Genomic DNA, 22,916 nt, shown 5'->3' with positions numbered 1-22,916 from the left:
CCTCCCCCGGCAGGACACAGGAAGCCCACCACACCACGACCATCCAGCCACCACCAACCACCACACGCCAGCCGACACGCCCACCACACCAAATGGGCAACAGAGTCGCTAGCAGATCAACATCTCGCTGCGGGCGGCGCGTCGGGCGCCACTGGTGCCGAAACCGGGGACGCGGGGTTGGTGCGCGTGCGGCAACGGCTCGGCGGCGAGAGGGCGCGGCGGCGGGCGAGACTGCGAAGGCGAGAGCGCGTAAGCGAGGGGCGTAGGCGAGAGGGCGTAGCCCAGGGGGCGTAGGCCAGGAGAGGGCGTAGGCCAGGGGAGGGCGTAGGCGCGGGGGCGCTCGGGTGAGGCGGCGTAGGAGTGGGCGCACAGCGAGAGTGTGCGCTGAGGGTGAGTGCGGCGGGGGGGGTGAGGGGCGGGGCGGAGTGGGGTGCGGAGTGGGAGGGGCGGTGGTTAGCGGGGTGGGATTACGGTTAGGACTGTTTTGCCTGTTGTGTGGCCCTCGGCCAAGTAACTGATCGCGTCCTCTGCGGATGTCAGGGGGTAGGTGCGGCCTACTACGGGGACCACTGCGCCGGACTCCAGGTGGGCGGTGAGGGTGTCCAGGGAGGTGTGGGTTTCGTCCGCTGTCACGCCTCGGACGTGTGCCCGGCCGAACGGGGAGATCAGTGGGGCGGCCAGCTGGCGGCCGAAGCCGCCCAGTAACAGGCCTTGGGCGTGGCCGCCGCCTACCAGGGCTATCACCCCGGCTGGTTTGGTTGCCTGGCGCAGCACGGACAGGGGGCGGTTGCCTGCGGTGTCGATGACGGCGTCATACTCGATGCCCGCTGCGGTGATCTCCTGCCGGGTGTGGTCGATGGTGTCTGTTGCGCCCAGGGAGCGGGCCAGGGTGGCCTTGGACGGGCCGCAGACCGCGGTCACGGTGGCGCCGGCCTGGACGGCCAGCTGGACGGTGAAAGAGCCGACGCCGCCGGCTGCGCCGATGACGAGGATGTGCTGCTGGGGGCGTACGCCTGCGGTCTCTGTCGCCTTGAGCGCGGTCACCGCGGAGATGGGGACCGCCGCGGCCTGTTCGAAGGTGAGGTTGGCGGGCATCCGGGCGAGCCGGCGCTCGGTGGTGCGGGTGAACTCGGCGAAGGTGCCGGTGGAGCTGGTGCCGTAGACGCGGTCGCCGGGGCGCAGGCGGGTGACCCCGGGGCCGGTCGCGGTGACCACGCCGGCCAGGGCCCGGCCCAGCACGGGCTGGCGGGGGCGGCGCAGGCCGAAGCCGAGGCGGGCCGCGTAAGGGCGGCCGTGCAGGGCTATCCAGACGCCGGGGTCGAGGCCGGCGGCGTGCACTTCGACCAGGACGTCGTCGGTTCCGGTGAGCGTGGGGGCGGGCAGGTCGGTGACGGTGATCGAACCGTACTGGGGGGCGGTCACGGCTTTCATGCTTGCTCCTCGTCGGGGTAGTGGAAGACGTCGTCCAGCGGCACCCCGAAGACTCGGGCGATCCTGAAGGCGACCTCGAGGCTCGGTGAGTAGCGGCTCTGTTCGATGGCGAGCAGGGTCTGCCGGGTCACGCCGACCCGCTCGGCGAGGTCGGCCTGGGTCATCTCGCCGTGCGCGGCGCGCAGGGACCGGATCCGGTTGGTGACGCGGGTCGGTTTCACCACTGCGGCACGCCCACGCGGTAGACGACGACCTTGGTGATGCCGCCGAGGACGGCGGAGAGCACGAAGCCGAGGTAGATGACGTTGGCGATCCAGAACGGGTCGGTCCCGGTGATCGCCAGAATCATCGCGGTGATCGATCCGATCACCACGAACGCCTGTCCGACGTGGTCGCCGAGCCGGCCGATCTCGCGGTCCCGGTCGTCGGTGGCGCGGGATGCCTTCGGGGCGAGCGCGGCGAGGACGGCCTCCGCGGCAACCGCGGCGACGACCGCGCCTCCGATGGAGATGATCAGGGCAGCGGCGTACGGGGTCCGCTCCCACCCCTGGCCGCCGGAGCGGGCGAGGACGACGGCCAGGTAGCCGGTGTAGCCGAGGATCGCGGTGGTCAGCCGGATCCAGGCTTGTTTCTCCTTGTGCGTCATGGCGGCGCCCCCGGTCGTGTAAAAAATCTTTGACACGTGAAGCGTAGCAGTCATGTACAAAATCTTTGACATGGCGAAGCCCGGCACCTCCGGAGAGACGTGCCGGGCTTCGCGGACGTACGGGTCAGGGCCGGGGCGCCCCCGAGCGGACGAACACCGGCATGGTGTCCAGGGTCGTGGTGATCGAGGCGGTGGTGCCGCCCGCGTACCGCTTGCCGGTGAAGTAGTCCGTCCAGCTGCTGCCGGGCGGGAACCACACCGTCGTGGAGGCCGTCGTGCCCGGCGTGGTCACCGGGGCGACGAGCAGGTCACGGCCGTAGAGGTACTGGCTGCCTGCCGTCGCGTAGGCCTCCTGCTCCCCCGGGTACGCCAGGTACATCGCCCGGACGATCGGGGTGCCGGTGCGGGTGGCCTCGGCCGCGGCGGCGTACGTGTAGGGCTGCAGCTTCTTGCGCAGCTTCAGGAACTTCTTCGCCGACGCCTCCGCCGCCTCGCCGTACTGCCAGGGCAGCCGGTCGCTGTGGTTGGAGTGCAGCCGGTCGATCGGCTGGAAGGTGCCGGACTGCACCCACCGGGCGTACAGGTCGTCCGGCAGCTTGGTGCTGCCCGGCTCGGAACCCGGTTCCTGGAGTCCGCCGGTGTGCCCGCCGATGTCGTGGCTGACCGCGGCCAGCCCGGTCGCGGCCGACTCACCCGGCGTGTACCCGACGGTGAACCGCAGCGTCTCCCAGTTGGAGATGGTGTCGCCGGTGAAGTGCAGCGTGGTGCGCTTGTCGGCCCACGGGCCGGTCGGCACCGGACCCGGGTTGGCGTAGCCACCGGCCTGCAGCGAGCCGTACGCCCGGGAGAAGGCGAAACTGGTCTTGTCGGCGTACTGCTGGTTGATCCAGGCGTCCGGCGTGACACCGGGCAGGGTGGACCGGGAGGCGTCGCAGCACCAGTCCAGCCACCACAGGTCGAGGTTCTTGGTGCCCATCTTGTCGTGCAGCCAGAAGTACGCCTTGAGCTGGTCAGGGTCACCGAAGTCGAAGACGTAGCAGTCCGGGCCGCCGTTGCAGCCGGTGCGTTCCAGCTTGCCCTTGGCGATCCGCTGGGCCTCGGCGAACAGCGGGTCGGAGCCGAGGATGCTCGGGTGGATGTTGAGGCCGGTCCGCACGCCCTGGGCCCGCAGCGACGCCGCGAACGCGTTCCAGTCCGGGAACCGGGTGGGGTCGATGGACCAGCCGTTCCACTTGTCCGGCGCCTTGAAGTCGGTGTCCACGACGAGCACGTCCAGCGGTACGCCCTCGGCCTTGAACCGGGCGACGAGCTTCTCGTACTCGGCGGCGGTGCGGTCGAAGTACTGCGAGTACCAGACGCCGTACGCCCACTTCGGCAGCAGCTTCGTCGGGCCGGTCAGCGTCGACAGTTCGCGCAGGGCCCGGCGGTAGTCCTGGCCGTACGCGAAGACGTAGCCGTCCTGCCCGGCGGCCGGCCGTTGCCGCACCGCGCCGGTGGCCGGGCGGTAGAGCGCCGACGCGGAGTCGTCGAGCAGCGACCAGCCGTCCTGGTAGAGCAGCCCGCCGTAGGTCCGCGCCCCGCCGTTGACGTTGTCCAGGCCACGCCGGTAACCGCCGAGCGGCGCGTGCGGTGCCAGCAGTGGCGCGTTCGTCGCGGTGACGGCGACCGTGTCCAGGTTGACGTTGCAGCTCTGGTCGGTGGGGCAGCCGAGCGTGACGGTGTTCGTGCCGGCGGCCAGGCGGACCCGGACGGATCGGGTGCGCCAGAAGTCCCAGCCGCTGGTCGGTGGCAGCGTGGCGGTGACCGGGGCGGCCCCGTTCGCCGTCACGGTCATCGTCCGGTCCTGCACGGGCTGGCTGCCGGCCTGCGCGTTGGCGTAGCGCAACTGGACCTGGTAGTCACCGGCGACCGGCACCCCGGTCACGGTCAGCGCGACACCGGCCCCGGCGCGTTCCAGGCCGGCCACGAAGCCTTCACCGGCGTACCCGTTGTGGTCGTTGGCGAGCCGCGCGCCACCGGCCGGCGCGCCGGTTTCCGCCTCGCACACCGTGCCGAACGCGCACGGCTGCGGGCCGGGCGGGGTGGGTGCGGGGTACGCGGCGCCGGGCGCGAGCACCGCGAGGCTGTCCACGTTGACGTTGCCGGAGTCGCCGGCGGTGCGGACCAGGGCGATCTCGTGCCGGCCGGCGGCCAGGTCCAGCGGCACCGAGGCGAGGCCCCAGGTGTCCCAGTTGGCGGTCGGCGGCAGGGTGAGCGTGCCGGCCGGGGCGCCGTCCACGGTCACGGTGAGCGTGCGTGGCACGTTCTGGCCGTCCCCGCCGGTGCTGTTGGCGTAGCGGACGGTGAGCTGCTGGGCACCCGCGGCGGCCGGGGTGACGGCGAACGTGAGCGAGCTGCCGGTGCCCTCGAACCCGGCCGCGAAGCCCTGGCCGGTGTAGTCGCGGTGGTCGGTGGCCGTGCCGAGCCCGGCGAGGGCCAGGTCCTCGGCCTCGCACAGGACGCCGGTCGCGCAGTCCGGGGCGCCGAGGCCCGCCCAGGGTGCGGCGGTCACGCTCTGCCGGCCGGTGGCCAGCCGGACGGTGAGGTTGTCGGCGGTGAACGGGCCGGAGCCGACCCGGTAGCGCAGGGTGGCCGCGCCGGTGTCGATGGTCAGCCAGCCGCGCGACACCCGTTCGGTGAACCGGGTGGGCCGGAAGTCGTCCCGGCCGATCACGTTGAAGGTGTCGCCGTCGGTGAAGTTGCCACCGGCGGCGTACTCGGTCCGGATCAGGGTCGGCGAGAGGATCTGGAACCGGGCGTCGCCGGAGATCACGGTCGGCAGCCGGTGGGCGGTGGCGTGGGCCGGCGCCGACGGTGTCAGCGTGAGGCCTCCGGCCACCAGGGCGAGGGACGCGGCAGCGGCGACCCTCCGTCGAACAGAGTCGCGCACAGACGCTCCCCTTCGGTCGCGAACGAAACCTTTCGATCACGAACCTGTCATCCCGCCGCAATGATTGTCAATGGATCAAACAAACTCCCGCTTCTTGACTCCCGGTTTGTTATCGCTAACCTTCGATGTCAAGCGGGCCGGCCGTGACCACCGCAGAGAACGCGAACATCGCCTCTGGAGGACCGCCCCATGTCCCCGTACCCCCGCAGCCGGCTCCTCGCGGCCCTGGCCGCCGCCCTGCTCGCCCTGCTCGCCGCCGTCTCCCCGGCCTCCCCCGCGCAGGCCGCCCCGGCCGTCGCCTACACCAACCCGCTGGCGAACCAGCGCGCCGACACCCACATCTACAAGCACACCGACGGCTACTACTACATGACCGCGACGGTCCCGCAGTACGACCGGATCGTGCTGCGCCGCGCCACCACGCTGCAGGGCCTGTCCACCGCCGCCGAGACCGTCATCTGGCGCAAGCACCCCAGCGGGATCATGGGCGCGCACATCTGGGCGCCGGAGATCCACTTCATCGACGGCAAGTGGTACGTCTACTTCGCCGCCGGGGCCACCGACAACGTGTGGGCCATCCGGATGTACGTCCTGGAGAGCAGCGCCGCGAACCCGCTCACCACGAACTGGACCGAGAAGGGACAGATCAGCACGCCGTGGAACACGTTCGCCCTGGACGCGTCGACGTTCGTGGCGAACGGCGTGCGGTACCTGATCTGGGCGCAGCAGGAACCCGGCATCGCCACCAACTCGAACCTCTACATCGCCCGGCTCGCCAACCCGTGGACGATCACCGGCACGGTCGCCCGGATCGCCGTGCCCACGCTGGCCTGGGAGACCCGCGGCTTCAAGGTCGCCGAGGGGCCGACGGTGATCCAGCGCAACGGGCGGATCTTCCTGACCTACTCGGCCAGCGCGACCGACGCGAACTACTGCCTCGGCCTGCTCACCGCGGCGGCGGGCAGCAACCTGCTCAGCGCGTCGTCGTGGACCAAGTCACCGAACCCGGTCTTCGCGAGCAACGCCGCCACCGGGCAGTACGGCCCCGGGCACAACTCGTTCACCGTGTCCGAGGACGGGCAGAGCGACATCCTGGTCTACCACGACCGCAACTACCGGGACATCAGCGGCGACCCGCTCAACGACCCGAACCGGCGTACCCGCATCCAGAAGTTCTACTGGAACGCCGACGGCACCCCGAACTTCGGCATCCCGGTGGCGGACGGGGCGACCCCGGTGCGCTTGCGGTCGTACAACGCCGGCCGCTACCTGCGCCACTGGGAGTACCGGGCCCGGCTGGACGCCGACGTCACCACCCTGGCCGACTCCCAGTTCCGGATCGTGACGGGTCTCGCCGGTTCCGGGACGGTCTCCCTGGAGTCGACGAACTTCCCCGGGTACTACCTGCGGCACCGCGACTTCCAGGTGTTCGTCGAGCGCAACGACGGGTCGGCGACGTTCGCCGGTGACGCCAGTTTCGTGCGGCGCGCGGGCCTGGCCGCCAGTTCCGCGGTCTCCTTCGAGTCGCACAACAACCCCGGTCGCTACCTGCGGCACAGCAACTACCTGATGTACGTCCAGGCGGTACCGGACGCGACCGGCCGGGCCGACGCCACATACCTGCTGGAGTAAGCGTCCGGGATGGTGTTGGCTGTCCGGATGAGCATGATCAATTCGCTGCGCGACGTGCTGATCCCGGACAATGTCGTCGGCAGCGACGGCTGGGTCACCCGGGTCGGCGCGACGGTCCGGCTCGCGCTCGAGTTCGACTGCGAGTCGTGGGCCTACACCGACGCGCCGGCACCGCCCCGATACGACGACGGCAGCGGATACGAGCTGGTCGGCGAGGTGCAGCCGGTCGAGGCCGGCTGGGTGCACGGCTGGATGCTCGGCACGGGCGGGCTCACCGCGTACGTCCGGACCGACGACCTGCCCGAGGGCGGGCGTCTGGTCCGGGCGCGCGGGCGGTTCAGCATCGCCGAGGACTACGTGACAGATCTGTTCGAACCGCGTGACGAACTGCTGGCGCGCGCCTGCCGGTCCTGGCGCGTCGACCGGATCGTGCGGATCGGCCACCACGACCGGCGCGAGGTGTCAGTGATCCCGCGTCTGGAATCCGGGCGCCGGGGCTACCTGCTGGATGTGACGGGGGTGCCGGCATGAAGGCGTTGATCGTCCGCGGCGGCTGGGAGGGCCACGCGCCGGTGGAGTCGACCTCGCTGTTCATCGACTTCCTCGCCGCGCGGGGCTTCGCGATCGACATTCGCGACCAGCTGGCGGCTTACGACGATCCGGCCCTGCTGGCGTCCGCCGACCTGATCGTGCAGTGCTGGACGAACGGCGGGCTCACCGCGTCACAGGAGCGAAACCTCGTCGATCGCGTGCGGTCCGGCGCCGGCCTCGCCGGATGGCACGGCGGGATCACGGCTTTCGGGTACGAGAACCCGCAGTACCAGTACATGATCGGTGGCCGTTTCGTCTTCCACCCGGGCGGGTTCGTCGAACACTCCATCGGCATCGCGGGCTCCCACCCGATCACCGCCGGGCTCGGCGGCTACCGGGTGCACACCGAACAGTACTTCTGCCACGTCGACCCGTCCCTGACCGTGCTCGCCACCACCGAGTTCGCCGGCACGCCCGACGCACCGGAAACCGCCGGCGTGACCATGCCGGTCGTCTGGACCCGCCACTTCGGCGCCGGCCGCGTCTTCGTCTGCACGCTCGGCCACTCCCCCGCCGACCTCCGCGTCCCGCAGACCCGCACGATCACCGAGCGGGGCCTGCTCTGGGCCGCCGGCGCCCTCAACTCTCCGCAGCGGTGACCCGCCGGCCGGGTACGCCGGCGTCACCCGACCCGCCCGCGCCAGCCAAGCCGCCCGCGTCAGCCAAGCCGCCCGCGTCGCGCCGCGCGTCCTCCGGTGAGCCTGCGCCGGCCCGCTCGCCCGCCGGCGCCCCGCCGCGCCGGTCGCCCTCGGGCGTCAGGTCCAGCACGAAGCGGCGCGACGTCTCCCGGCTGTCGGTGAACCCGAGGCTCTCGTAGAACAGGTGCGCCGGATGCCGATGATTACTGCTCGTCACCTCCAGGAACAGGCACCCCGCCGCCCGGGCCCGCTCCTGTGCCGCCGTGATCAGCATCCGGCCCGCCCCACGCCCCCGATGCGCCTCGTCGACCACCAGCGCCGCCAGCCGCCCGAACTTCCCGGTGATCTCCAGGATCGGCGTGACGTGCAGTGCCGCCACCCCGATCAGCTGGCCGTCGTCGTCGGCACCGAGCAGCGCACCGGCCCGGTCGCCGAGCCAGTAGTCGAGCCGCTGCCGCACGTCCCGCTCCCCCGCCGGGAACCCGAGCTGCTCGAGAAGCTCCGCCATGCGGGCCGCGTCGCCCTGGTGGATCGGCCGGATATGCATCCACCGACCCTAAGCGCACCAGCGGCGTCCGTCGAAGCGGGCTGCCCGCACCGTGGCCGCCGTGCGCCCGGCCGCACATCACCCCAGCCGTGCGCCCGGCCGCCCATCACCCACGCCGGTCGCACGACGTCACGTCCGCGCGGCGGGTGTTGATCTGCTAGCGCTACGAAATCGCGGTGATCAAGGGCCTGAAACCGCGATTTCGCGTCGCTAGCAGATCAACATCTCGGCAGGGACGGCTCGATCGGCCGGCGGCAGGCCGGCCTCAGGCCGGAAGCGGACACTGGCTGCCGCCGCGCTCAAGCCGGGAGTGGACACCGGCTGCCGCCGCGCTCAAGCCGGGAGTGGACACCGGCTGCCGCCGCGCTCAAGCCGGGAGCGGACAGCGACGGCCGCCGCCCTCAGGCCGGGACCAATGCCAGGTCGATCTCGGCGGCCGGGGCCGGGCGGGCGAAGTGGAAGCCCTGGGCGTACCGGTAACCGAGAGCGTGCAAGCGGTCCGCCTGGCCCTGGGTCTCGACGCCCTCGGCGACCGCGCGCAGGCCCAGCGTGTGGGCGATACCGCTCAGTGAGGCCGCGATGGCCTCCTGCTGCGGGCTGCCGTTGAGCTCGTCGATGAAGGACTTGTCGACCTTGAGGCTGGTCACCGGACAGGTGCGCAGCAGTGTGAGCGACGAGTGGCCGGTGCCGAAGTCGTCGAGGGCGATGCCGACGCCGAGCGCGCGCAGGGCGTGCACGGTGTCCAGGGCGGGGCCGCCGGCGAAGACGGCGGTCTCGGTGATCTCGAGGGTGAGCAGGTGCGGGTCGAGGCCGTGCCGGTGCAGGGCGGCGGCGACCAGGCCGGGCAGGTCCGGGTCGAGCAGCTGGCGGGCGGAGACGTTGACGCTGACCCGGGGGGCGACGGCGCCGTGCCGGTGCTGCCAGGCGGCGGCGTCGGCGCAGGCGGTGTCGAGGATCCAGGCACCCAGGTCGATGATCATGCCGGTCTGCTCGGCGACCGGGATGAACTCGGCCGGGGAGACCGGGCGGCCGTCGGCGGGGTGCCAGCGGATCAGGGCTTCGACGGCGTTGATGGTGCCGTGCGGCAGTTCCACGATGGGCTGGTAGACGAGGCGGAACTCGCCGGTACCCAGGCCGCGGCGCAGGGCCGCGGCGAGGTGCGCGGTGTGCTCGGCGGTGGCGTCCAGGGCGTCGGTGTGCTGCTGGTACCGGCCGGCGCCGACGCGCTGGGCGGCCTGCTGGGCCAGCTCGGCGCGGCGCAGCAGGTCGGTGACGGTGTCGCCGCCGCCGGTGGCGACCCCGGCGGTGACGGTGACGAGCAGGTCGTGCCCGTCGGCGGGCAGCGGTTCCTGGAACGCGCGCAGCAGGGCCTCGGGCAGCCGGGTGCCGGCGGCCAGGGGGTGGCCGGCGGGCACCAGGACGCCGAACTCGTCGCCGGTGAGGCGGGCCACGAGCGCACCCGGCCCGGCCGTCCGGGAGATCCGTTCGCCGGCCTGGCGCAGCACCTCGTCGCCGGCGGCGTCGCCGACCCGGTCGTTGAGGCCCGCGAACCCGTCGAGGTCGCAGACGGCCACGGTGACGGCGCCGGCCTGGCCGGCGCGGGCCTGCAGCTCACCGGTGAAGTGGCGGCGGTTGGGCAGGCCGGTGAGGTCGTCGCGGCGGGCCTGCGCGGCCAGCCGGTCCACCAGCCGGGTGTTGTCGCTCAGCGCCAGGTGCTGCCGGACCACGACGAGCACGATCAGGGTGACCGCGCCGGCGGCGAGGCCCAGCGGCAGCGACCCCCGGTGGACGGCCACGCTGAGCAGGACGGCCACGGTGGTGGCCACCGCGACGTACGGGACCCGGCTGATGCCGTGGCCGACGCCGGTGACCTGGCGCGGCCGTGACGTGGCGGCCGTCGCGGTGTCGGCACGGACCTGGGCGTACGCGGCCACCGCCAGCAGCACCGCGAACGCCGGCAGCACGATGACGGTGGCGTTCAGGTGCGGCCACCGCTGCACCGCCGGCGCGATCAGCAGCGACACCGCGCCGAGCGAGCCGACCGGGCTGAGGATCCAGAGGGCCGGGCCGTGCACCGCGCCGGCGCCACTCATCCCGACCTTGACGACGGCGAGGACCGCGGCGCACGCGGTGCCCACGACGATGACGCGCAGCGCGGTCGCGAGCGGACCTTCGGCAATCGGGACCGGCAGCACCGTGATGGTCTGGCCGACGACGAGGCCGGCGGCGACCGCGACGATCGCGATGTCGAGCCAGAGCGCGAGGGTGGCCCGCCAGCTGCGGCGGCGGCTCGGCAGGCGCAGCAGCGCCACCACGGCGACGCTGACGGCGGCCAGGTAGAGCGCACCGGTGACCGGGCTCATCGCCACGAGCTCGTCGTGGACGCGCAGGGTGTCGACGGTCTGTCCGGCGGCGCCGGCGGCGAGCAGGACGACAGCCCAGCCGAGACGCCGCCAGAAGTGGCTGCCGGCGGCGGAGGCGGCCGCACGCGCGGCGACCGCACAGGCCGCCGCGGCGCTCAGCACCGCCGCGACCGTCAGCGGCCACAACGTCCAGGACGGTACGGCCGTCAGCGTCCCGAGGACGCCGATCGCCACGCCGACCAGCAGCCATCCGCAGGTCAGGGCGACGAGAAGCCTCGCCGAGCGAGCCGGTTGTCGCATCACAGTCCCGCGGTTCCTTCCGTCCCCAGCCCCGTCCCGGGCCGATCCACCTCCATCGGCGGCACGGGAACGGAGCTGAGCGGAACGGCGGACCGCGGAACGGCTGACCGCGGAACCGCGGATCAGTCCTGCGCGGCGGGCAGGCTGTCCATGAACGAGCTCACCGAGAAGACCGCGTTGCCGGCGCCGGCCGGGCCGTACCCGGGCGGGCTCGCCAGACCGTAGTGGTCCATGGTCGCGCGGTACGTCTCGAGCAGCCGGATGTGGTACTCCAGGGGGGCGCCGTTCGGGTTGGTCTTGCCCAGCGGCGTGGTCGGTTCCGGGCACCAGGTGGTGAACCGGGGCGTGATGCCCTTGGACATGAAGTAGTGCAGGCCCTCGGCGGTGGAGTCGATGGCCTCGTCCACGGTGGTGAAGCCGAACGGCTCGGCCATCTCGATGCCGGCCACGAAGTTCGGGATGACGTTGCGCGGGCCGAAGATCTCCGCGGAGTCGAGGATGCGGCGGTGCCACTCCTCGCGACCCACGTACCGCTCCTTGCCGGGGCAGTAGAGCTCGAAGAGCCGCTTGTCCCACACCTCGTAGTTGGGGTGGTAGATCTGGATGCCGTAGTCCTTGAAGCGCTGCACGTCCGCCTTCGGCAGCGCCTGGGCGACGACCTTGCCGATCCAGCGGCCGGGGAACCGCTCCTCGATGGCCTGGGCGTACTGGCCGTAGAAGTCGGCCTCCGCCTTGCCGCCGACCTGCGAGGTGACGCTGCCGCCGGTGAGCGTGTACGCCGTCGAGGTCTTCAGCGTGTCGTGCTTGTCGATGATCTCGAGGGCTTCGAGGACCTCGTCGACCGGCTTGACACCGGTGTACGGGCGCCCGGCCGCCTTGTGCTGACGCCAGTTGTGGTTGATGTCGCAGTACTGGCACTCCTCCTTGGCGCCGAAGTACTGGCAGACGCGGAAGACGGTGAGGTAGACGAGGTAACCCCACTGGATCGTCGGGGCCACCTCCATCACCTGCTTGCCGTTGGCGAGGGTGTGCCGGTAGTAGTCCGGCATCGGCGGCAGGCCGACGTCCGCGATGGCCCGGCCGTCGAGGAACAGCTGCAGCCGGCCGTCGGCGTCCGGCTTCACCCGGTACGGCGAGGCCGGGTTGATGCGCACGCTCACCACGGTGCGGCGCATGTCGTACGGTCCGCCGGTCAGCACGATCTCCTCCGGCGGGCGGCGCAGCGCGGCCTCGCCCAGCTCCGGCAGGGTGCGGTGGTCGAAGGAGAAGATGAAGTACGACTTCGGCTTGACGTCACCCTTCTCGTTGTCGGTGAGCGCCGAGTCGTCGAAGGCGAGCCCGCCCCGCAACAGATCTTCCTTGATCACCGCCTCGCGCGGGACGTGCGGAAAGCGTGCCATCAGATCTTCGACGAGATCGGTACGCGACTGCATGCGTCCTCCTTGCGCTGGTCCAAGCCGTTCCAGCTCATCACAGGCCATCGCGCCACGGCGATGTCACGGGGTCGGCAAATGGAGACGTTCGCGACAGCGTACGCGCGGCGGGAATGCGGTCACCAGGTGGCGAGCACCCGGGCCTGGCCGCCGGAGCCGCCCTCGTACGGGATCAGGCCGACGAAGACGGTGGCCCCGGTCCGCGGGATGCGGTGCAGGTCGGCGACGTTCTCCAGCCCGTACCGGTCGGCGCCGGCCAGCAGCTGGTGCACCGCGAAATCCGCCGAGACGCCGGGGTCGACGCTGAGGGTGTCGACGCCGAGGCAGCGGATCCGCCGGTACCGCAGCAGCCAGGCGGCAGCCTCCGCGCCGAAGCCCGGGAAGTGCAGGCCGCCGTCCGGACCGGCGTTGCGGTAAGCGTCCGGGTCGTCGACCCGGGTGGCCCACCCGGAGTGCATGAGCACCGCTGCGCCGTCCGGGATCCGGCCGTGCCGGCTCTCGAAGGCGCGCAGGTCGTCGACGGTGACGACGGTGTCCGGGTCCCGGGCGGCGCGGGCGGCCACGTCGACGACCACGGCCGGCACGACCAGTTCGGCCGGCAGCAGCTCGGTGGCGGGCCGGCCGCCGGGGGCGAAGTGGGCCGGCGCGTCGACGTGGGTGCCGATGTGCTCGACGATCCGCCACTCCTGCATGAAGTAGCCGTCGTCCGCGATCGTGGCGACGGTGCGGCGGCTCGCCTCCTCGCCGGGACTGAACGCCGGGAAGGCCGGTCCGAGTGGGTGGGTGAGGTCACGGATCCCGCGCCGGGTGCTCACCGGCGCCGCCGTGGCCGGGGTCGCGGTGGCGGCGGCGGCGAGACCGGTGGCGAGGGCGACGCCGCCCAGCAGCGCACCGCGGCGGGTCATGCTGTGATGGTTGACGCACACACCGGCCATTCTCGCGCGGTCCGGCCCGCCGCGCCCGCTTCGCCCGGTGGCCGTGGCGTGTCGGCGGCGATCAGCCCTGGAAGGTGTCCGGGTGCGGGCCGGTGCGCCCGTCCGCCTCCAGCGCGTCGATCGCGGACAGTTCCGCGCCGGTCAGCTCGAAGCCGAGGACGTCGAGGTTCGCGGCGATCCGGTGGGCGTCACCGACTTCGGGATCACCACGCGGCCCTGCTGCAGGTGCCAGCACGGTGGGGTTCATCGGGTGGCTCCGTTCAGGGTGAGGGTGCGGTCGCGGTGGAACTCGCCGCCGGGGACGGCGGCCGCGACCAGGAAGACGAGCAGGCCGGCGAGGGTCACGGCGGCGCCGGCCCACATCGGCGCGGTGTAGCCGAGGCCGGCGGCGAGGGTGAGCCCGCCGGCCCAGGCGCCGAAGGCGTTGCCGACGTTGAACGCGGCGATGTTGGCCCCGGAGCCGAGGGTGGGTGCGTCGGCGGCGTGCGCGAGGATGCGCATCTGCAGGCCGGGCACGGTGGCGAAGCCGAACCCGCCCATCAGCACCAGGGCGACGACGGTGGCGAGCTGGCTGCCCGCGACCAGGGCGAAGACGGCCAGGACGACGGTGAGGGCGGCGAGCAGGACGATGAGCGTACGCCCGAGGTCGCGGTCCGCGGCCTTGCCGCCGGCGATGTTGCCGGCGAAGAGACCCACCCCGAAGAGTACGAGCAGCCACGGCACGGTCGACGAGGAGAACCCGCTGACCTCGGTGAGGGTATACGCGATGTAGCTGAACGCACCGAACATGCCGCCGTAGCCGAGCACCGTGACGACCATCGAGAGCCAGACCTGGCGGTTGCCGAAGATCCGGAACTCGCTCAGCAGCCCGGTCCGGGCGGCGGCCGGGGTGGGCCGCACCAGCACGGTGATCCCGGCGAACGCGACGATGCCGATGGCGGCGATCGCCCAGAAGGTGGCACGCCAGCCGGCGGCCTGGCCGAGGAACGTGCCGAGCGGGACGCCGAGGACGTTGGCGATGGTCAGCCCGGCGAACATGACGGAGATCGCGGCGGCCTTGCGGTTCTGCGGCACCAGGTCGGCGGCGACGACCGCGCCGATGCCGAAGAAGGCGCCGTGGCACAGGGCGGCGAGGATCCGGCCGAGCAGCATCAGCTCGTAGGAGGGCGCGACCGCCGACAGCAGGTTACCGGCGATGAACAGGATCATCAGGCCGAGCAGGGCCTTCTTGCGGTCGACCCGGCCGAGGGCGGCGGTGAGGGCGATGGCGCCGACCGCGACGGACAGGGCGTACCCGGAGATCAGGTAGCCGGCGACGGCCTCGGTGACGCGGAAGTCGGCGGCCACCTCGGGGAGCAGGCCGGCGATGACGAATTCGGTCAGCCCGATCCCGAACCCGCCGAGGGCGAGCGCGTAGAGCGCGATGGGCATGATGACGCCTTTCTTAATGCAGACGCAGATAGGCAGCGTGTGCAACAACCTGACGATAGTTGCACGCGCGCTATATCGGCGCAAGGCGGTGTATCCTCGGCCACGTGGGGATCACCGATGACGCGATCGAGGTACGGGCACAGGGCTGGCGCCGGCTCGCCGCCCTGCACGGCCTGATCGAGACCGAGCTGGAACGCCGCCTGCAGGGCGAGCACAAACTCTCGGTGGTGGAGTACACCGTGCTCGACGCGCTGAGCCGCCAGGACGGCTGGCACATGCGGATGCGCCAGCTGGCCCGGGCCGCCGCACTGTCCAGCAGCGCCACCACCCGGCTGGTCACCCGCCTCGAGGACCGCGGCCTGCTCACCCGGATTCTGTGCGCCGACGACCGGCGCGGCATCTACACCGAGCTCACCCCGGCCGGGCAGCGGCTGCTGGAGCAGGCCCGGCCCACCCACGACCAGGCGCTGAGCGAGGCCCTGCGGGAGGCCACCGGCACACCCGAGCTGGCCGGGCTCGTCACCTTCCTCCAGACCGGGTAGGCGCCTTTCCCCCATCACCGGGCGAGGGCTGCCACCCGACTACTCCCTTCGGGGCGAGGGCTACCACCCGACCGGGCGCGACGCCCATCACATTTCCCGCGAATCGCCTAAAACGATCTAGCGGAGGCCTAGCTTTCGAAGCGGAAACAGTACGGAACTCAGGAGAAAGCCGCTTCGTTGCCTTCGCACCCCGTCACCCTCGTCGTCCTCGGTCTCACCCTCTGCGCGGTCGCCGCGACAGTGCTGTCCCGCCAGGTCCGTCCCGCCGCCGAGGCAGCCGGCCGGGCCGCGCTCGCCCGGCTGCGGCCGCACCTGCCAGCCCCGCTGTGCCGCGTCGCGCGCCGCTGCCACGGGCGCACCGACCCGGCCACCGTGCGGTCGGTGCTGGTGACCGGGGCCGCCGCCGGGATCGCCTGGTCGGCGGCGGACACGCTGAACGTGGTCGGCCCGGTCACCGCGGCGATCTCCGCGACCCTGTCGGTGCAGCTCAGCGCGCACGCCTCGATGCGTGAGGGCACGCAGCGGCTGGTCGGCACGCTCGCCGGCATCGCCGTCACCGTGGTCGTGTGGGGTGCGTTCGGCCTGACGCCGTGGTCGATCGCGGTGATCGCCGGATGCGGTCTGGCCGCGGGCCGTCTGCTGCGGCTCGGGGACGGGGCGATCACCGTACCGATGACCTCGCTCGGCATCCTCGTCGCCGGCAGCGTCGTCACCGAGGCCTTCGTCTGGCAGCGGATCGCCGCCACCGCCCTCGGCATCCTGGTCGGCGTGATCCTGTCCCCGCTGGTCGGCGGCATGACGCCGCTCGAACGGGCCCGGCACCGGCTCGCCTGCCTCTCCGCCGAGATCGCCCGCCTGCTCGGTCAGCTCGGCGCCGGTGTCCGCGACACCTACACCCCGGAACAGGCCGCCCGCTGGCTGGCCCGGTCCCGGGAACTCGAGGCGGACCTCGACGAGGCCGGCACCGCCGTCGACGACCTGCTCCGGCAGGCCCGCTGGTCGCTGACCACCCCGGTCACCCGGGTCGCGCCGCTGCAGCAGACCCTGCGGGCCCTCGAGCACGGCGTGCACCAGGTCAACTCGGTGGCGCGCTCGATGTTCGACGCCGCCGCCACCCCGCAGGCGCCGGTCGTGCCCGGCCAGATCGGCCAGGTCCTCGCCGCCGCGGCGGACGCGTTCGACGCCCACGCCGCCCTGGTCGCCGACCGGGACGCCGGCGCCGCCGCGGACGCCGGCAAACTGCGGGCCCTTCTCGACGACCTGCGCGAAACCCGCCGGCGCACCCTGCGCACGGTACGCACCGAGGTGGACGACACCGGCGTGCTGGTGCTCACCGGCTCGATCATCACCGACATCGACCGGATGGCCGGCACCCTGGAACGGTCCGCGCCGGCCCTGTCCGTCGGCGTGCACGAGCCCGGCCCCGGCATCCCGGCCGTGTCCGAGGTGCTGCCGGCCGTCCGCCTGATGTGGAAGAAGCGCGTCCCGGCCCGTTCCGGCCGCTGACCGCGAACCCGGCCGGGTCCGATCGAGCTGGGCCGGATCCGGTGCGCCTCGGGCGGGCGCTGGTGCGGCTCGGCGGGCTGATGCGGGCGGCCGCTCCTGCGGCTCGGCGGGCTGGCGCGGCGGGCACTCCTGCGGCTCGGCGGGCTGGTGCGGCTCAGTCGGCCACGAACGCGGCGATCGTCTGCCCCAGCGGGGTCAGGCTGAAGGCGGCGAGGAGGCTGGTGAGCACGGCGGCGGCGACGCACCAGCGGTACAGCGCCGGCGGCACACCGCGGCGCAGACCCAGTTGGGCGACGCCGAGCGCCGCGACGGCGACCGCGAACGGCGCGCCCAGCAGCGCGACGTAGAAGCCGGGCACCCCCAGCAGCCAGCCGGGCACGATCCACAACCAGGTCGGCGGGTACGCCCGGGGCGCCCACAGATACGGCACGAGGGCACCGGCCGCATACGCCGCGACGACGTAGAGCTGTACGCCCACGAGAGTACGCACGGCTGCGACGGGCACGGCGGGGCGGCGTGGCACGGCAGTGGTTGTCACGGGAACACTCCTGCGTCGAGGGGCACAGTGCCGTGACTGTAGACCGGGTACGCCACACACGTGCCGGTCACTGGTTGAGGTAGGTCAGCACGGCCCGTACCCGCCGGTTGGTGTCGTCGGCGGGTGGCAGGTCGAGTTTGGCGAAGATGCTGGTGATGTGTTTCTCCACCGACACCGGGGCCAGGAACAGGGTGCCGCAGATCGCCGAGTTGGACAGGCCCTGCGCCATCAGGTCGAGGACCTCCCGCTCGCGGGCGGTGAGCCCGTCGATGCCGTGGTTGCGGCTGCTCCGGGTGAACAGCTGGCGGACCACCTCGGCGTCCATCGCGGTGCCGCCGGCGGCGACACGCTCCACCGTGTCCAAGAAGTCGTCCAGGGCGGTCACCCGGTCCTTGAGCAGGTAGCCGACTCCGCCCCGGCCGTCGGCGAGCAGTTCCGCGGCGTACGCGCGTTCGACGTACTGGGAGACGATGAGCACCCGGGTGCCGGGGTCGTCGGCCCGGAGCCGCAGGGCCGCCCGCAGGCCCTCGTCCCGGAACCCGGGCGGGAGCCGGACGTCGACGATGGACAGGTCCGGCCGGTGCTCGCCGACCGCGGCGATCAGGGCGGGAGCGGTGTCCACGGCGGCCACGACGGTGTGGCCGGTGTCGGTCAGCAACCGCACCATCCCGTCCCGGAGCAGGAGCAGGTCCTCGGCGATCACGATGCGCATGGGAACTCCGCGTGCAGGACGGTCGGACCGCCGCTGGGACTGGTGACGGTGAACGTGCCGTCGAGGGCCTCGACCCGGCGCCGCAGCCCGTCCAGGCCGGACCCGGCCGGGTCGGCGCCGCCGTGCCCGTCGTCGGTGAGTGTCACCCGGACGATGTCGCCGGAGCGGCCCAGCGCGACGGTGCACCGGCCGGCTCCGGCGTGCTTGGCGGCGTTGGCCAGGCCTTCGGCCACGACGAAGTACGCCGCCGACTCCACCGCGGCCGGGTACCGGTCGCCGGGATCGCCCTGGACGCCGACGGTGAGCGGGCTGTCCCCGGCGAGCGCGGTGACCGCGGCGTGCAGACCCCGGTCGGTGAGGATCGGCGGGTGGATGCCGCGGACCAGCCGGCGCAGCTCGGTGAGGGCCTCGTCCAGCTGACGGCGGGCCAGCGCGACGTCCGCGGCCGCCGGCGCAAGGTCGACGCCCTCGGAGGCCGGCACCACGGCCACGTCAGCGGTCGCGGGCCTCCGGCCGACGTCAGCGGTCATCGGGGCCAGGCCGGGAGCCGCCTCACCGGCTGCGTCCGGCACGCGCGGCCGGAGCTTGCGGGCGGCCAGCGCCAGGGTCATCCCGGCGGCCACGATCCGGGCCTGAGCGCCGTCGTGCAGGTCGCGTTCGATGCGCCGCAGTTCGGCCGCCTGGGCGTCGACGACGCGACGGCGGGTCTCGGTCAGCCGGGCCGTCTCGTCGACGAGGTGCCGGTGCAGGCCGGGGGCCAGCAGCGCGTGGGCGGTGCGGGCCTGCAGCCGACCGAGGGCGCGCACCAGCCAGGCGGCCGCCGGCAGCAGCAGGACGCCCAGCAGGGCCAGGACGAACCGGCCCGCGACGGTGGTCATCAGGAAACGCATCGGTTCCGGTGCGTGCGGGTTGGGCACCGCCCAGGCCCACAGTGGCGCGGTCAGGATGCCGGCCTCCACGACGGTGGTCACGATCGCGGCCACCCCGCCGGCCAGACCGATCGGGAACAGCAGGATCAGCCAGACCAGATCGCGCCACGTCGCCGGCTGGGCGGCCACGGCGCGGACACGTTCGACGACGGTCCGGCCGCGGCCGGGCACGTACGGCGAGGTGATCGGTGTGCCGAGGACCCACCCGGCCCGGCGCCGTTCCGCGTCGGCCCATCGGCGGGTGACCCAGGAGGCGCCGAGGAAGACCGGCCCGCCGAGATGGGTGATCGAGGTCAGTGTGACGACGACCGTGGCGGCGATCGCCCAGGCGAAACCGAGGACGCCCGCGACGACACCGGTGGCCAGGTAGGCCAGGGCCCGCGCCGTCCGCAGCAGCATCGCGTCGATGGTACCGGTCCGGGCGCGGGCCGCGACCCCCACGCCGGTCCGGGCGCGGGCCGCGACCCCCACGCCGGTCCGACCGCGGGACCAGGCGGCGGCCACGCCGGGCCGCCGGCGTGGCCGGGCCGCGGCCATGTCAGGCCTCCAGTGCGGGCAGGCTGCGGCGGGGGACGACGAGCCGGATCGGGAGCAGTCCCGCGAGCAGCCCGAGCCCGCCGACCCCGCCGATCATCGCCAGGTACGTCAGCGGGTCCACGACGATCCGGGTGATGCCGTCCTGTGCCGTGCTGAACGTCGCCACCACCACGCCCGTCACGATCGCGCCCAGGGTCAGCCCGACGGCCACCGTGATCAAAGCCTCCCGCAACGCGAGCCGGTGCAGTTGGCCGGGGGTGGCACCGGCCAGGCGCAGACCGGCGTACTCCCGCCGGCGTGACACCGTGGCGATGGCGAACGTGTTGACGACCGCGATCGCGGTGAAGCCGAGGGAGATCACCATCAGCAGTTCCCATCCGCCCTGCTGGTTCGCCGCGTCGCCGGCGGGCCCGGCGCCGAGGGCGGGGGTGACGCGCACGCCGGGAACGGTGGCGGCGAGCCGCGCGGGCACGTCACCGGTGTACCGCAACCCGACCGCGCCGACCAGCCCGGCGGGGTCGTGCGCGGCGACGAGGCCGGCCGGCAGCACCAGGTCACCGAACCCCCGGGCCCGTTCGTAGACAGCGGACAGACGCAGCCGCACCTGGTGCCCGTCGGCCAGCCAGACCGGCACCTCGTCGCCGACGTGCCAGCCGTGCTGCCGGGTGAGGTACGCGCTCGCGGCGAACGTCTCCGGCCCGCCCAGGGCGCCCTCGCGCACCGACAGGTCCAGCGCCGGCGCCGTCCCGGTGGTCAGCAGCCCCTGCGCCGCGTAGTCCTGCGGTTTCCCGCCCTGCGCCACGACCACCCGGGTCGGCAGGGTGATCGCGGCCCCGGTCACCCCGTCGGTGCCGGCGACCCGGCGGGCCGTTCCCAGGTCGAGCCCGGCCGGCATCGACACCTGCGCCGTCGCCGGGGCGGTGCGCGCGGCCTGCTCGGACTCGGCCAGGTCGGCCACCAGGGCGTTGTTGAGCAGCATGACCGCGTTGACCGCGAACATCAGGACCAGCGGCACCGCGACCGCGGCGACGCGCCGGCGTTCCGCCCGGGTCACCAGGGCGGCCAGCCAGCCCGCGGCGCCACCCGTGCCGAGGACGCGGGAGATCGGCCCCGTCAGCAGGCGCACCAGCAGCGGTCCGAGGGCGGCCACCGCGCACAGCAGCAACGCCGTCGCCACGAAACTCATGCCGATGCCCAGGGGCCCGTCCAGCGGTACGAACGTCAGCAACGCGACGGCGCCCGCGGTGGTCACCGCCGCGACGAGCAGCCGCGGTGCCAGTCCACCGGCGGGAACGTTCGCGGTCTCGGTCAGTGCCTGGGTGGGGGCGATGCGGACCGCGCGGCGGCCGGCGAGCCGGGCGGCCGCGAACGTGACGAGCATCCCGGCCACGGCCGCGGCGACGAGCACGAACGCGTAAGTACGCACCTCGAACTGGGCCGGGACCACGGCGAGCTGGCGGAACCGGGCCGCCACCACCTCGGCGACGACGATGCCCAGGGGTGCTCCGCCGAGTGCCGCCACCCCGGCCACCAGCACGCTCTCCGCGCCGAGCAGCCGCCGCAGCTGGCCCGGTGTCGCGCCCGCGGTCCGGAGCAGCGCGAGTTCCCGCAACCGCTGCCGCACGCTCAGGGTGACGGTGCCGGTGAGGACGAAGACCGCGGCGAACCCGGTCAGGCCGAGCACGAACCCGAAGATGGAGATCGGGCCGATGTAGTCGGGCAGCGCCCCGGGCAGGTCGGCGCGGACCCGGTCGGCGCCGGTGTGCACGCCGGCGTCACCGGCCAGGTCCCGCACGGCCGCGGCCAGGGCGGCGGTGTCGGCGCCGGGGGCGGCCAGCAGCGCCACCGCTGTCGGACCGGCCGTGCCGGCGACCGCGCCGATGTCCGCGTCGGCCAGGAAGATCGCGCCCTGCGCCGGCAGCCCGTCCCGGCCGTCCGGCGCGGCGACGCCGACGACCCGCACCTGCCGGGTGCCCGTCCGGGTCGTGATCACCAGCGTGTCGCCGGCCCGCCGGGCCAGGTCCGCGTCGAGGACCACCTCGCCCGGGTTCGGTGGCCGGCCGCTGCGCAGCGTGTACGGCGTCAGCGCCGCCGAGGCCCACCCGTGCCCGATGACGGGTGCGCCGTCCGCCCCGCGCAGCACCCGGCCGTCCGGTGTGCCGGCCCGCACCGGGACGGCGACGTCCGCGACGGCGGCCGTGACCGAGGGCAGGGCCGCCAGACGACCGGCGAGGTCGGCCGGCAGGGTCCGCGACCCGGTCAGCGTCTCGGTCTTGACCTTCGTCTTGACCTTGTCCTTCTTCTTCGTGGTGGTGGTCGTGAGCTTCACCTCGTGCGGGCCGGCCACCACCACGGCGGCGGCGGCGAACCGGTCGGCCGGCGGCCGGGCGGTCAGCACCGACGCCAGCAGCAGCCCGCCGCCGGCCAGCAGGGCGATCGCCAGCAGCGCCGCGACGAAGGTGCCGAGGTGGCTGCCGCGGTGCCCGCGCAGCGTACTCAGGGCCAGCCGCATCATCGCGCCACCACCGCCATCATCTGCGCGGCGGCCCGCTCCGGCGTCGGCTCGGTCAGGTCGGCGACGATGCGGCCGTCGGCCAGGAAGACCACCCGGTCGGCCTGCCCGGCGGTGACCGGGTCGTGCGTGACCATGACGATCGTCGTGCCCAGGTCGTCGACCGCCTCGCGGAACAGCGCCAGCACCGCGCGGCCCGTCGCCAGGTCCAGCGCCCCGGTCGGCTCGTCCGCGAAAATGATCTCCGGCCGGGCGGCCAGCGCCCGGGCCAGGGCCACCCGCTGCCGCTGCCCGCCGGACAGCTGGGCGGGCCGGGCGTGCTCGCGCCCGTCCAGCTGGACCCGGCGCAGCACGTCGCGCGCCCAGGCCCGGTCCGGCCGGACACCGGCCAGGCGCTGCGGGAGCAGCACGTTGTCCCACACCGACAACGAATCCATCAGGTTGTAGGACTGGAACACGAAACCGGCCCGGCGCCGGCGGGCCCGGGTGAGCCGCGGCTCCCGCAACCCGCCGATGTCCTGCCCGGCCAGCAGCACCCGCCCGGAGTCCGGGCGGTCCAGGCCGGCGGCGCAGTGCAGCAGCGTCGACTTGCCGGAGCCGGACGGGCCCATGACGGCGGTGAACGAGCCCGACCCGAACGTCACCGACACGCCGTCCAGGGCCCGGATGCCGGCCGTGTACGACTTGGTGACACCCGTCAGCTCGACGACTGTGGTTCCGGAATCTCTCATGCCACAAGCCTGGTCGGCGCGCCCGGATCCCGG

At 73.2% G+C, this 22,916-nt stretch carries 20 protein-coding genes; 5 read left to right on the top strand and 15 right to left on the bottom strand.

Features of this window, described 5'->3' with window-relative positions; all coding sequences use genetic code 11:
• Positions 1-453: 453 nt before the first annotated feature.
• The 4 genes from LPA41_RS07085 to LPA41_RS07070 all read right to left on the bottom strand — a co-directional run bounded on the left by LPA41_RS07085 (position 454) and on the right by LPA41_RS07070 (position 5,006).
• Positions 454-1,431, bottom strand: a complete 978-nt coding sequence (locus LPA41_RS07085; protein ID WP_229069125.1) for an NAD(P)-dependent alcohol dehydrogenase — start codon at positions 1,429-1,431, stop codon at positions 454-456.
• The gene (locus LPA41_RS07080) at positions 1,428-1,655 is read right to left on the bottom strand and encodes a helix-turn-helix transcriptional regulator (RefSeq protein WP_374238119.1); all 228 of its coding nucleotides are present in this window, start codon (positions 1,653-1,655) and stop codon (positions 1,428-1,430) included. Before LPA41_RS07080 ends, LPA41_RS07085 begins: the two co-directional genes overlap by 4 nt.
• Entirely contained in the window at positions 1,649-2,077 is a 429-nt protein-coding gene (locus tag LPA41_RS07075) for a hypothetical protein (protein ID WP_229069124.1), read from the bottom strand. The genes LPA41_RS07080 and LPA41_RS07075 overlap by 7 nt, the downstream gene beginning before the upstream one ends.
• A 124-nt stretch (positions 2,078-2,201) precedes the next feature.
• Positions 2,202-5,006 (bottom strand): TIM-barrel domain-containing protein, encoded by a 2,805-nt coding sequence (locus LPA41_RS07070; protein WP_229069123.1) that lies wholly within the window; start codon positions 5,004-5,006, stop codon positions 2,202-2,204.
• A gap of 189 nt (positions 5,007-5,195) precedes the next feature.
• Here LPA41_RS07070 and LPA41_RS07065 point away from each other — a divergent pair, with 189 nt between their 5' ends.
• The 3 genes from LPA41_RS07065 to LPA41_RS07055 are packed head-to-tail and all read left to right on the top strand — an operon-like array spanning position 5,196 to position 7,828.
• Positions 5,196-6,638 (top strand): family 43 glycosylhydrolase, encoded by a 1,443-nt coding sequence (locus tag LPA41_RS07065; protein WP_229069122.1) that lies wholly within the window; start codon positions 5,196-5,198, stop codon positions 6,636-6,638.
• A gap of 27 nt (positions 6,639-6,665) precedes the next feature.
• The gene (locus LPA41_RS07060; protein WP_229069121.1) at positions 6,666-7,169 is read left to right on the top strand and encodes a hypothetical protein; all 504 of its coding nucleotides are present in this window, start codon (positions 6,666-6,668) and stop codon (positions 7,167-7,169) included.
• Positions 7,166-7,828 carry a ThuA domain-containing protein gene (locus LPA41_RS07055; protein ID WP_229069120.1) on the top strand — a complete coding sequence of 221 codons (663 nt, stop codon included), beginning with the start codon at positions 7,166-7,168 and terminating at the stop codon, positions 7,826-7,828. Before LPA41_RS07060 ends, LPA41_RS07055 begins: the two co-directional genes overlap by 4 nt.
• Here LPA41_RS07055 and LPA41_RS07050 read toward each other — a convergent pair.
• The 6 genes from LPA41_RS07050 to LPA41_RS07025 form a co-directional block, all read right to left on the bottom strand.
• Positions 7,809-8,414, bottom strand: coding sequence for a GNAT family N-acetyltransferase (locus tag LPA41_RS07050; RefSeq protein WP_229069119.1), 606 nt, complete (start codon positions 8,412-8,414; stop codon positions 7,809-7,811). The two genes, LPA41_RS07055 and LPA41_RS07050, sit on opposite strands and share 20 nt — an antisense overlap.
• A gap of 401 nt (positions 8,415-8,815) precedes the next feature.
• Positions 8,816-11,077 carry a bifunctional diguanylate cyclase/phosphodiesterase gene (locus LPA41_RS07045; RefSeq protein WP_229069118.1) on the bottom strand — a complete coding sequence of 754 codons (2,262 nt, stop codon included), beginning with the start codon at positions 11,075-11,077 and terminating at the stop codon, positions 8,816-8,818.
• A gap of 122 nt (positions 11,078-11,199) precedes the next feature.
• Complete coding sequence (locus LPA41_RS07040) at positions 11,200-12,510, bottom strand: radical SAM protein (protein WP_229069117.1); 1,311 nt, start codon at positions 12,508-12,510, stop codon at positions 11,200-11,202.
• 119 nt (positions 12,511-12,629) lie between these two features.
• Positions 12,630-13,415 carry a cyclase family protein gene (locus LPA41_RS07035; RefSeq protein ID WP_229069116.1) on the bottom strand — a complete coding sequence of 262 codons (786 nt, stop codon included), beginning with the start codon at positions 13,413-13,415 and terminating at the stop codon, positions 12,630-12,632.
• A 91-nt stretch (positions 13,416-13,506) separates the two neighbouring features.
• The gene (locus LPA41_RS07030; protein WP_229069115.1) at positions 13,507-13,692 is read right to left on the bottom strand and encodes a hypothetical protein; all 186 of its coding nucleotides are present in this window, start codon (positions 13,690-13,692) and stop codon (positions 13,507-13,509) included.
• Positions 13,689-14,876 carry an MFS transporter gene (locus LPA41_RS07025; RefSeq protein ID WP_229069114.1) on the bottom strand — a complete coding sequence of 396 codons (1,188 nt, stop codon included), beginning with the start codon at positions 14,874-14,876 and terminating at the stop codon, positions 13,689-13,691. Before LPA41_RS07025 ends, LPA41_RS07030 begins: the two co-directional genes overlap by 4 nt.
• Positions 14,877-14,980: 104 nt before the next feature.
• Here LPA41_RS07025 and LPA41_RS07020 point away from each other — a divergent pair, with 104 nt between their 5' ends.
• Together LPA41_RS07020 and LPA41_RS07015 are read left to right on the top strand one after the other, a co-directional pair.
• On the top strand, positions 14,981-15,418 hold the full coding sequence (locus tag LPA41_RS07020) for a MarR family winged helix-turn-helix transcriptional regulator (RefSeq protein WP_229069113.1): 438 nt from the start codon (positions 14,981-14,983) through the stop codon (positions 15,416-15,418).
• Between the two features lie 177 nt (positions 15,419-15,595).
• Complete coding sequence (locus tag LPA41_RS07015; RefSeq protein ID WP_229069112.1) at positions 15,596-16,924, top strand: aromatic acid exporter family protein; 1,329 nt, start codon at positions 15,596-15,598, stop codon at positions 16,922-16,924.
• A 154-nt stretch (positions 16,925-17,078) separates the two neighbouring features.
• Here LPA41_RS07015 and LPA41_RS07010 read toward each other — a convergent pair whose 3' ends face one another.
• The 5 genes from LPA41_RS07010 to LPA41_RS06990 all read right to left on the bottom strand — a co-directional run bounded on the left by LPA41_RS07010 (position 17,079) and on the right by LPA41_RS06990 (position 22,883).
• Positions 17,079-17,462 (bottom strand): hypothetical protein, encoded by a 384-nt coding sequence (locus LPA41_RS07010; protein WP_229069111.1) that lies wholly within the window; start codon positions 17,460-17,462, stop codon positions 17,079-17,081.
• A 67-nt stretch (positions 17,463-17,529) separates the two neighbouring features.
• A complete protein-coding gene (locus LPA41_RS07005) occupies positions 17,530-18,174 on the bottom strand; it encodes a response regulator transcription factor (RefSeq protein WP_229069110.1) in 645 nt (214 codons plus the stop codon).
• Positions 18,162-19,640 (bottom strand): sensor histidine kinase, encoded by a 1,479-nt coding sequence (locus LPA41_RS07000; RefSeq protein ID WP_229069109.1) that lies wholly within the window; start codon positions 19,638-19,640, stop codon positions 18,162-18,164. The genes LPA41_RS07005 and LPA41_RS07000 overlap by 13 nt, the downstream gene beginning before the upstream one ends.
• 1 nt (position 19,641) lies before the next feature.
• Positions 19,642-22,155, bottom strand: a complete 2,514-nt coding sequence (locus LPA41_RS06995; RefSeq protein WP_229069108.1) for an ABC transporter permease — start codon at positions 22,153-22,155, stop codon at positions 19,642-19,644.
• On the bottom strand, positions 22,152-22,883 hold the full coding sequence (locus LPA41_RS06990) for an ABC transporter ATP-binding protein (RefSeq protein ID WP_229069107.1): 732 nt from the start codon (positions 22,881-22,883) through the stop codon (positions 22,152-22,154). Before LPA41_RS06990 ends, LPA41_RS06995 begins: the two co-directional genes overlap by 4 nt.
• Positions 22,884-22,916: the final 33 nt, after the last annotated feature.

The organism is Actinoplanes sp. DH11, from assembly GCF_020873875.1.
Classification (GTDB): Bacteria; Actinomycetota; Actinomycetes; order Mycobacteriales; family Micromonosporaceae; genus Actinoplanes.
The sequence above is the reverse complement of the archived record's forward strand: the minus strand, read 5'-3'. Positions and strand labels throughout refer to the sequence as shown.

Excerpts from the sequence above, each read along its gene's own strand:
- LPA41_RS07060 (WP_229069121.1), top strand. The coding sequence starts at position 6,666 with ATGAGCATGATCAATTCGCTGCGCGACGTGCTGATCCCGGACAATGTC.
- LPA41_RS07040 (WP_229069117.1), bottom strand. The coding sequence starts at position 12,510 with ATGCAGTCGCGTACCGATCTCGTCGAAGATCTGATGGCACGCTTTCCG.
- LPA41_RS07000 (WP_229069109.1), bottom strand. The coding sequence starts at position 19,640 with ATGGCCGCGGCCCGGCCACGCCGGCGGCCCGGCGTGGCCGCCGCCTGG.
- LPA41_RS07065 (WP_229069122.1), top strand. The coding sequence starts at position 5,196 with ATGTCCCCGTACCCCCGCAGCCGGCTCCTCGCGGCCCTGGCCGCCGCC.
- LPA41_RS07055 (WP_229069120.1), top strand. The coding sequence starts at position 7,166 with ATGAAGGCGTTGATCGTCCGCGGCGGCTGGGAGGGCCACGCGCCGGTG.
- LPA41_RS07050 (WP_229069119.1), bottom strand. The coding sequence starts at position 8,414 with ATGCATATCCGGCCGATCCACCAGGGCGACGCGGCCCGCATGGCGGAG.
- LPA41_RS07045 (WP_229069118.1), bottom strand. The coding sequence starts at position 11,077 with ATGCGACAACCGGCTCGCTCGGCGAGGCTTCTCGTCGCCCTGACCTGC.
- LPA41_RS07035 (WP_229069116.1), bottom strand. The coding sequence starts at position 13,415 with ATGACCCGCCGCGGTGCGCTGCTGGGCGGCGTCGCCCTCGCCACCGGT.
- LPA41_RS07085 (WP_229069125.1), bottom strand. The coding sequence starts at position 1,431 with ATGAAAGCCGTGACCGCCCCCCAGTACGGTTCGATCACCGTCACCGAC.
- LPA41_RS06990 (WP_229069107.1), bottom strand. The coding sequence starts at position 22,883 with ATGAGAGATTCCGGAACCACAGTCGTCGAGCTGACGGGTGTCACCAAG.
- LPA41_RS07030 (WP_229069115.1), bottom strand. The coding sequence starts at position 13,692 with ATGAACCCCACCGTGCTGGCACCTGCAGCAGGGCCGCGTGGTGATCCC.
- LPA41_RS06995 (WP_229069108.1), bottom strand. The coding sequence starts at position 22,155 with ATGATGCGGCTGGCCCTGAGTACGCTGCGCGGGCACCGCGGCAGCCAC.
- LPA41_RS07005 (WP_229069110.1), bottom strand. The coding sequence starts at position 18,174 with ATGCGCATCGTGATCGCCGAGGACCTGCTCCTGCTCCGGGACGGGATG.
- LPA41_RS07075 (WP_229069124.1), bottom strand. The coding sequence starts at position 2,077 with ATGACGCACAAGGAGAAACAAGCCTGGATCCGGCTGACCACCGCGATC.
- LPA41_RS07025 (WP_229069114.1), bottom strand. The coding sequence starts at position 14,876 with ATGCCCATCGCGCTCTACGCGCTCGCCCTCGGCGGGTTCGGGATCGGG.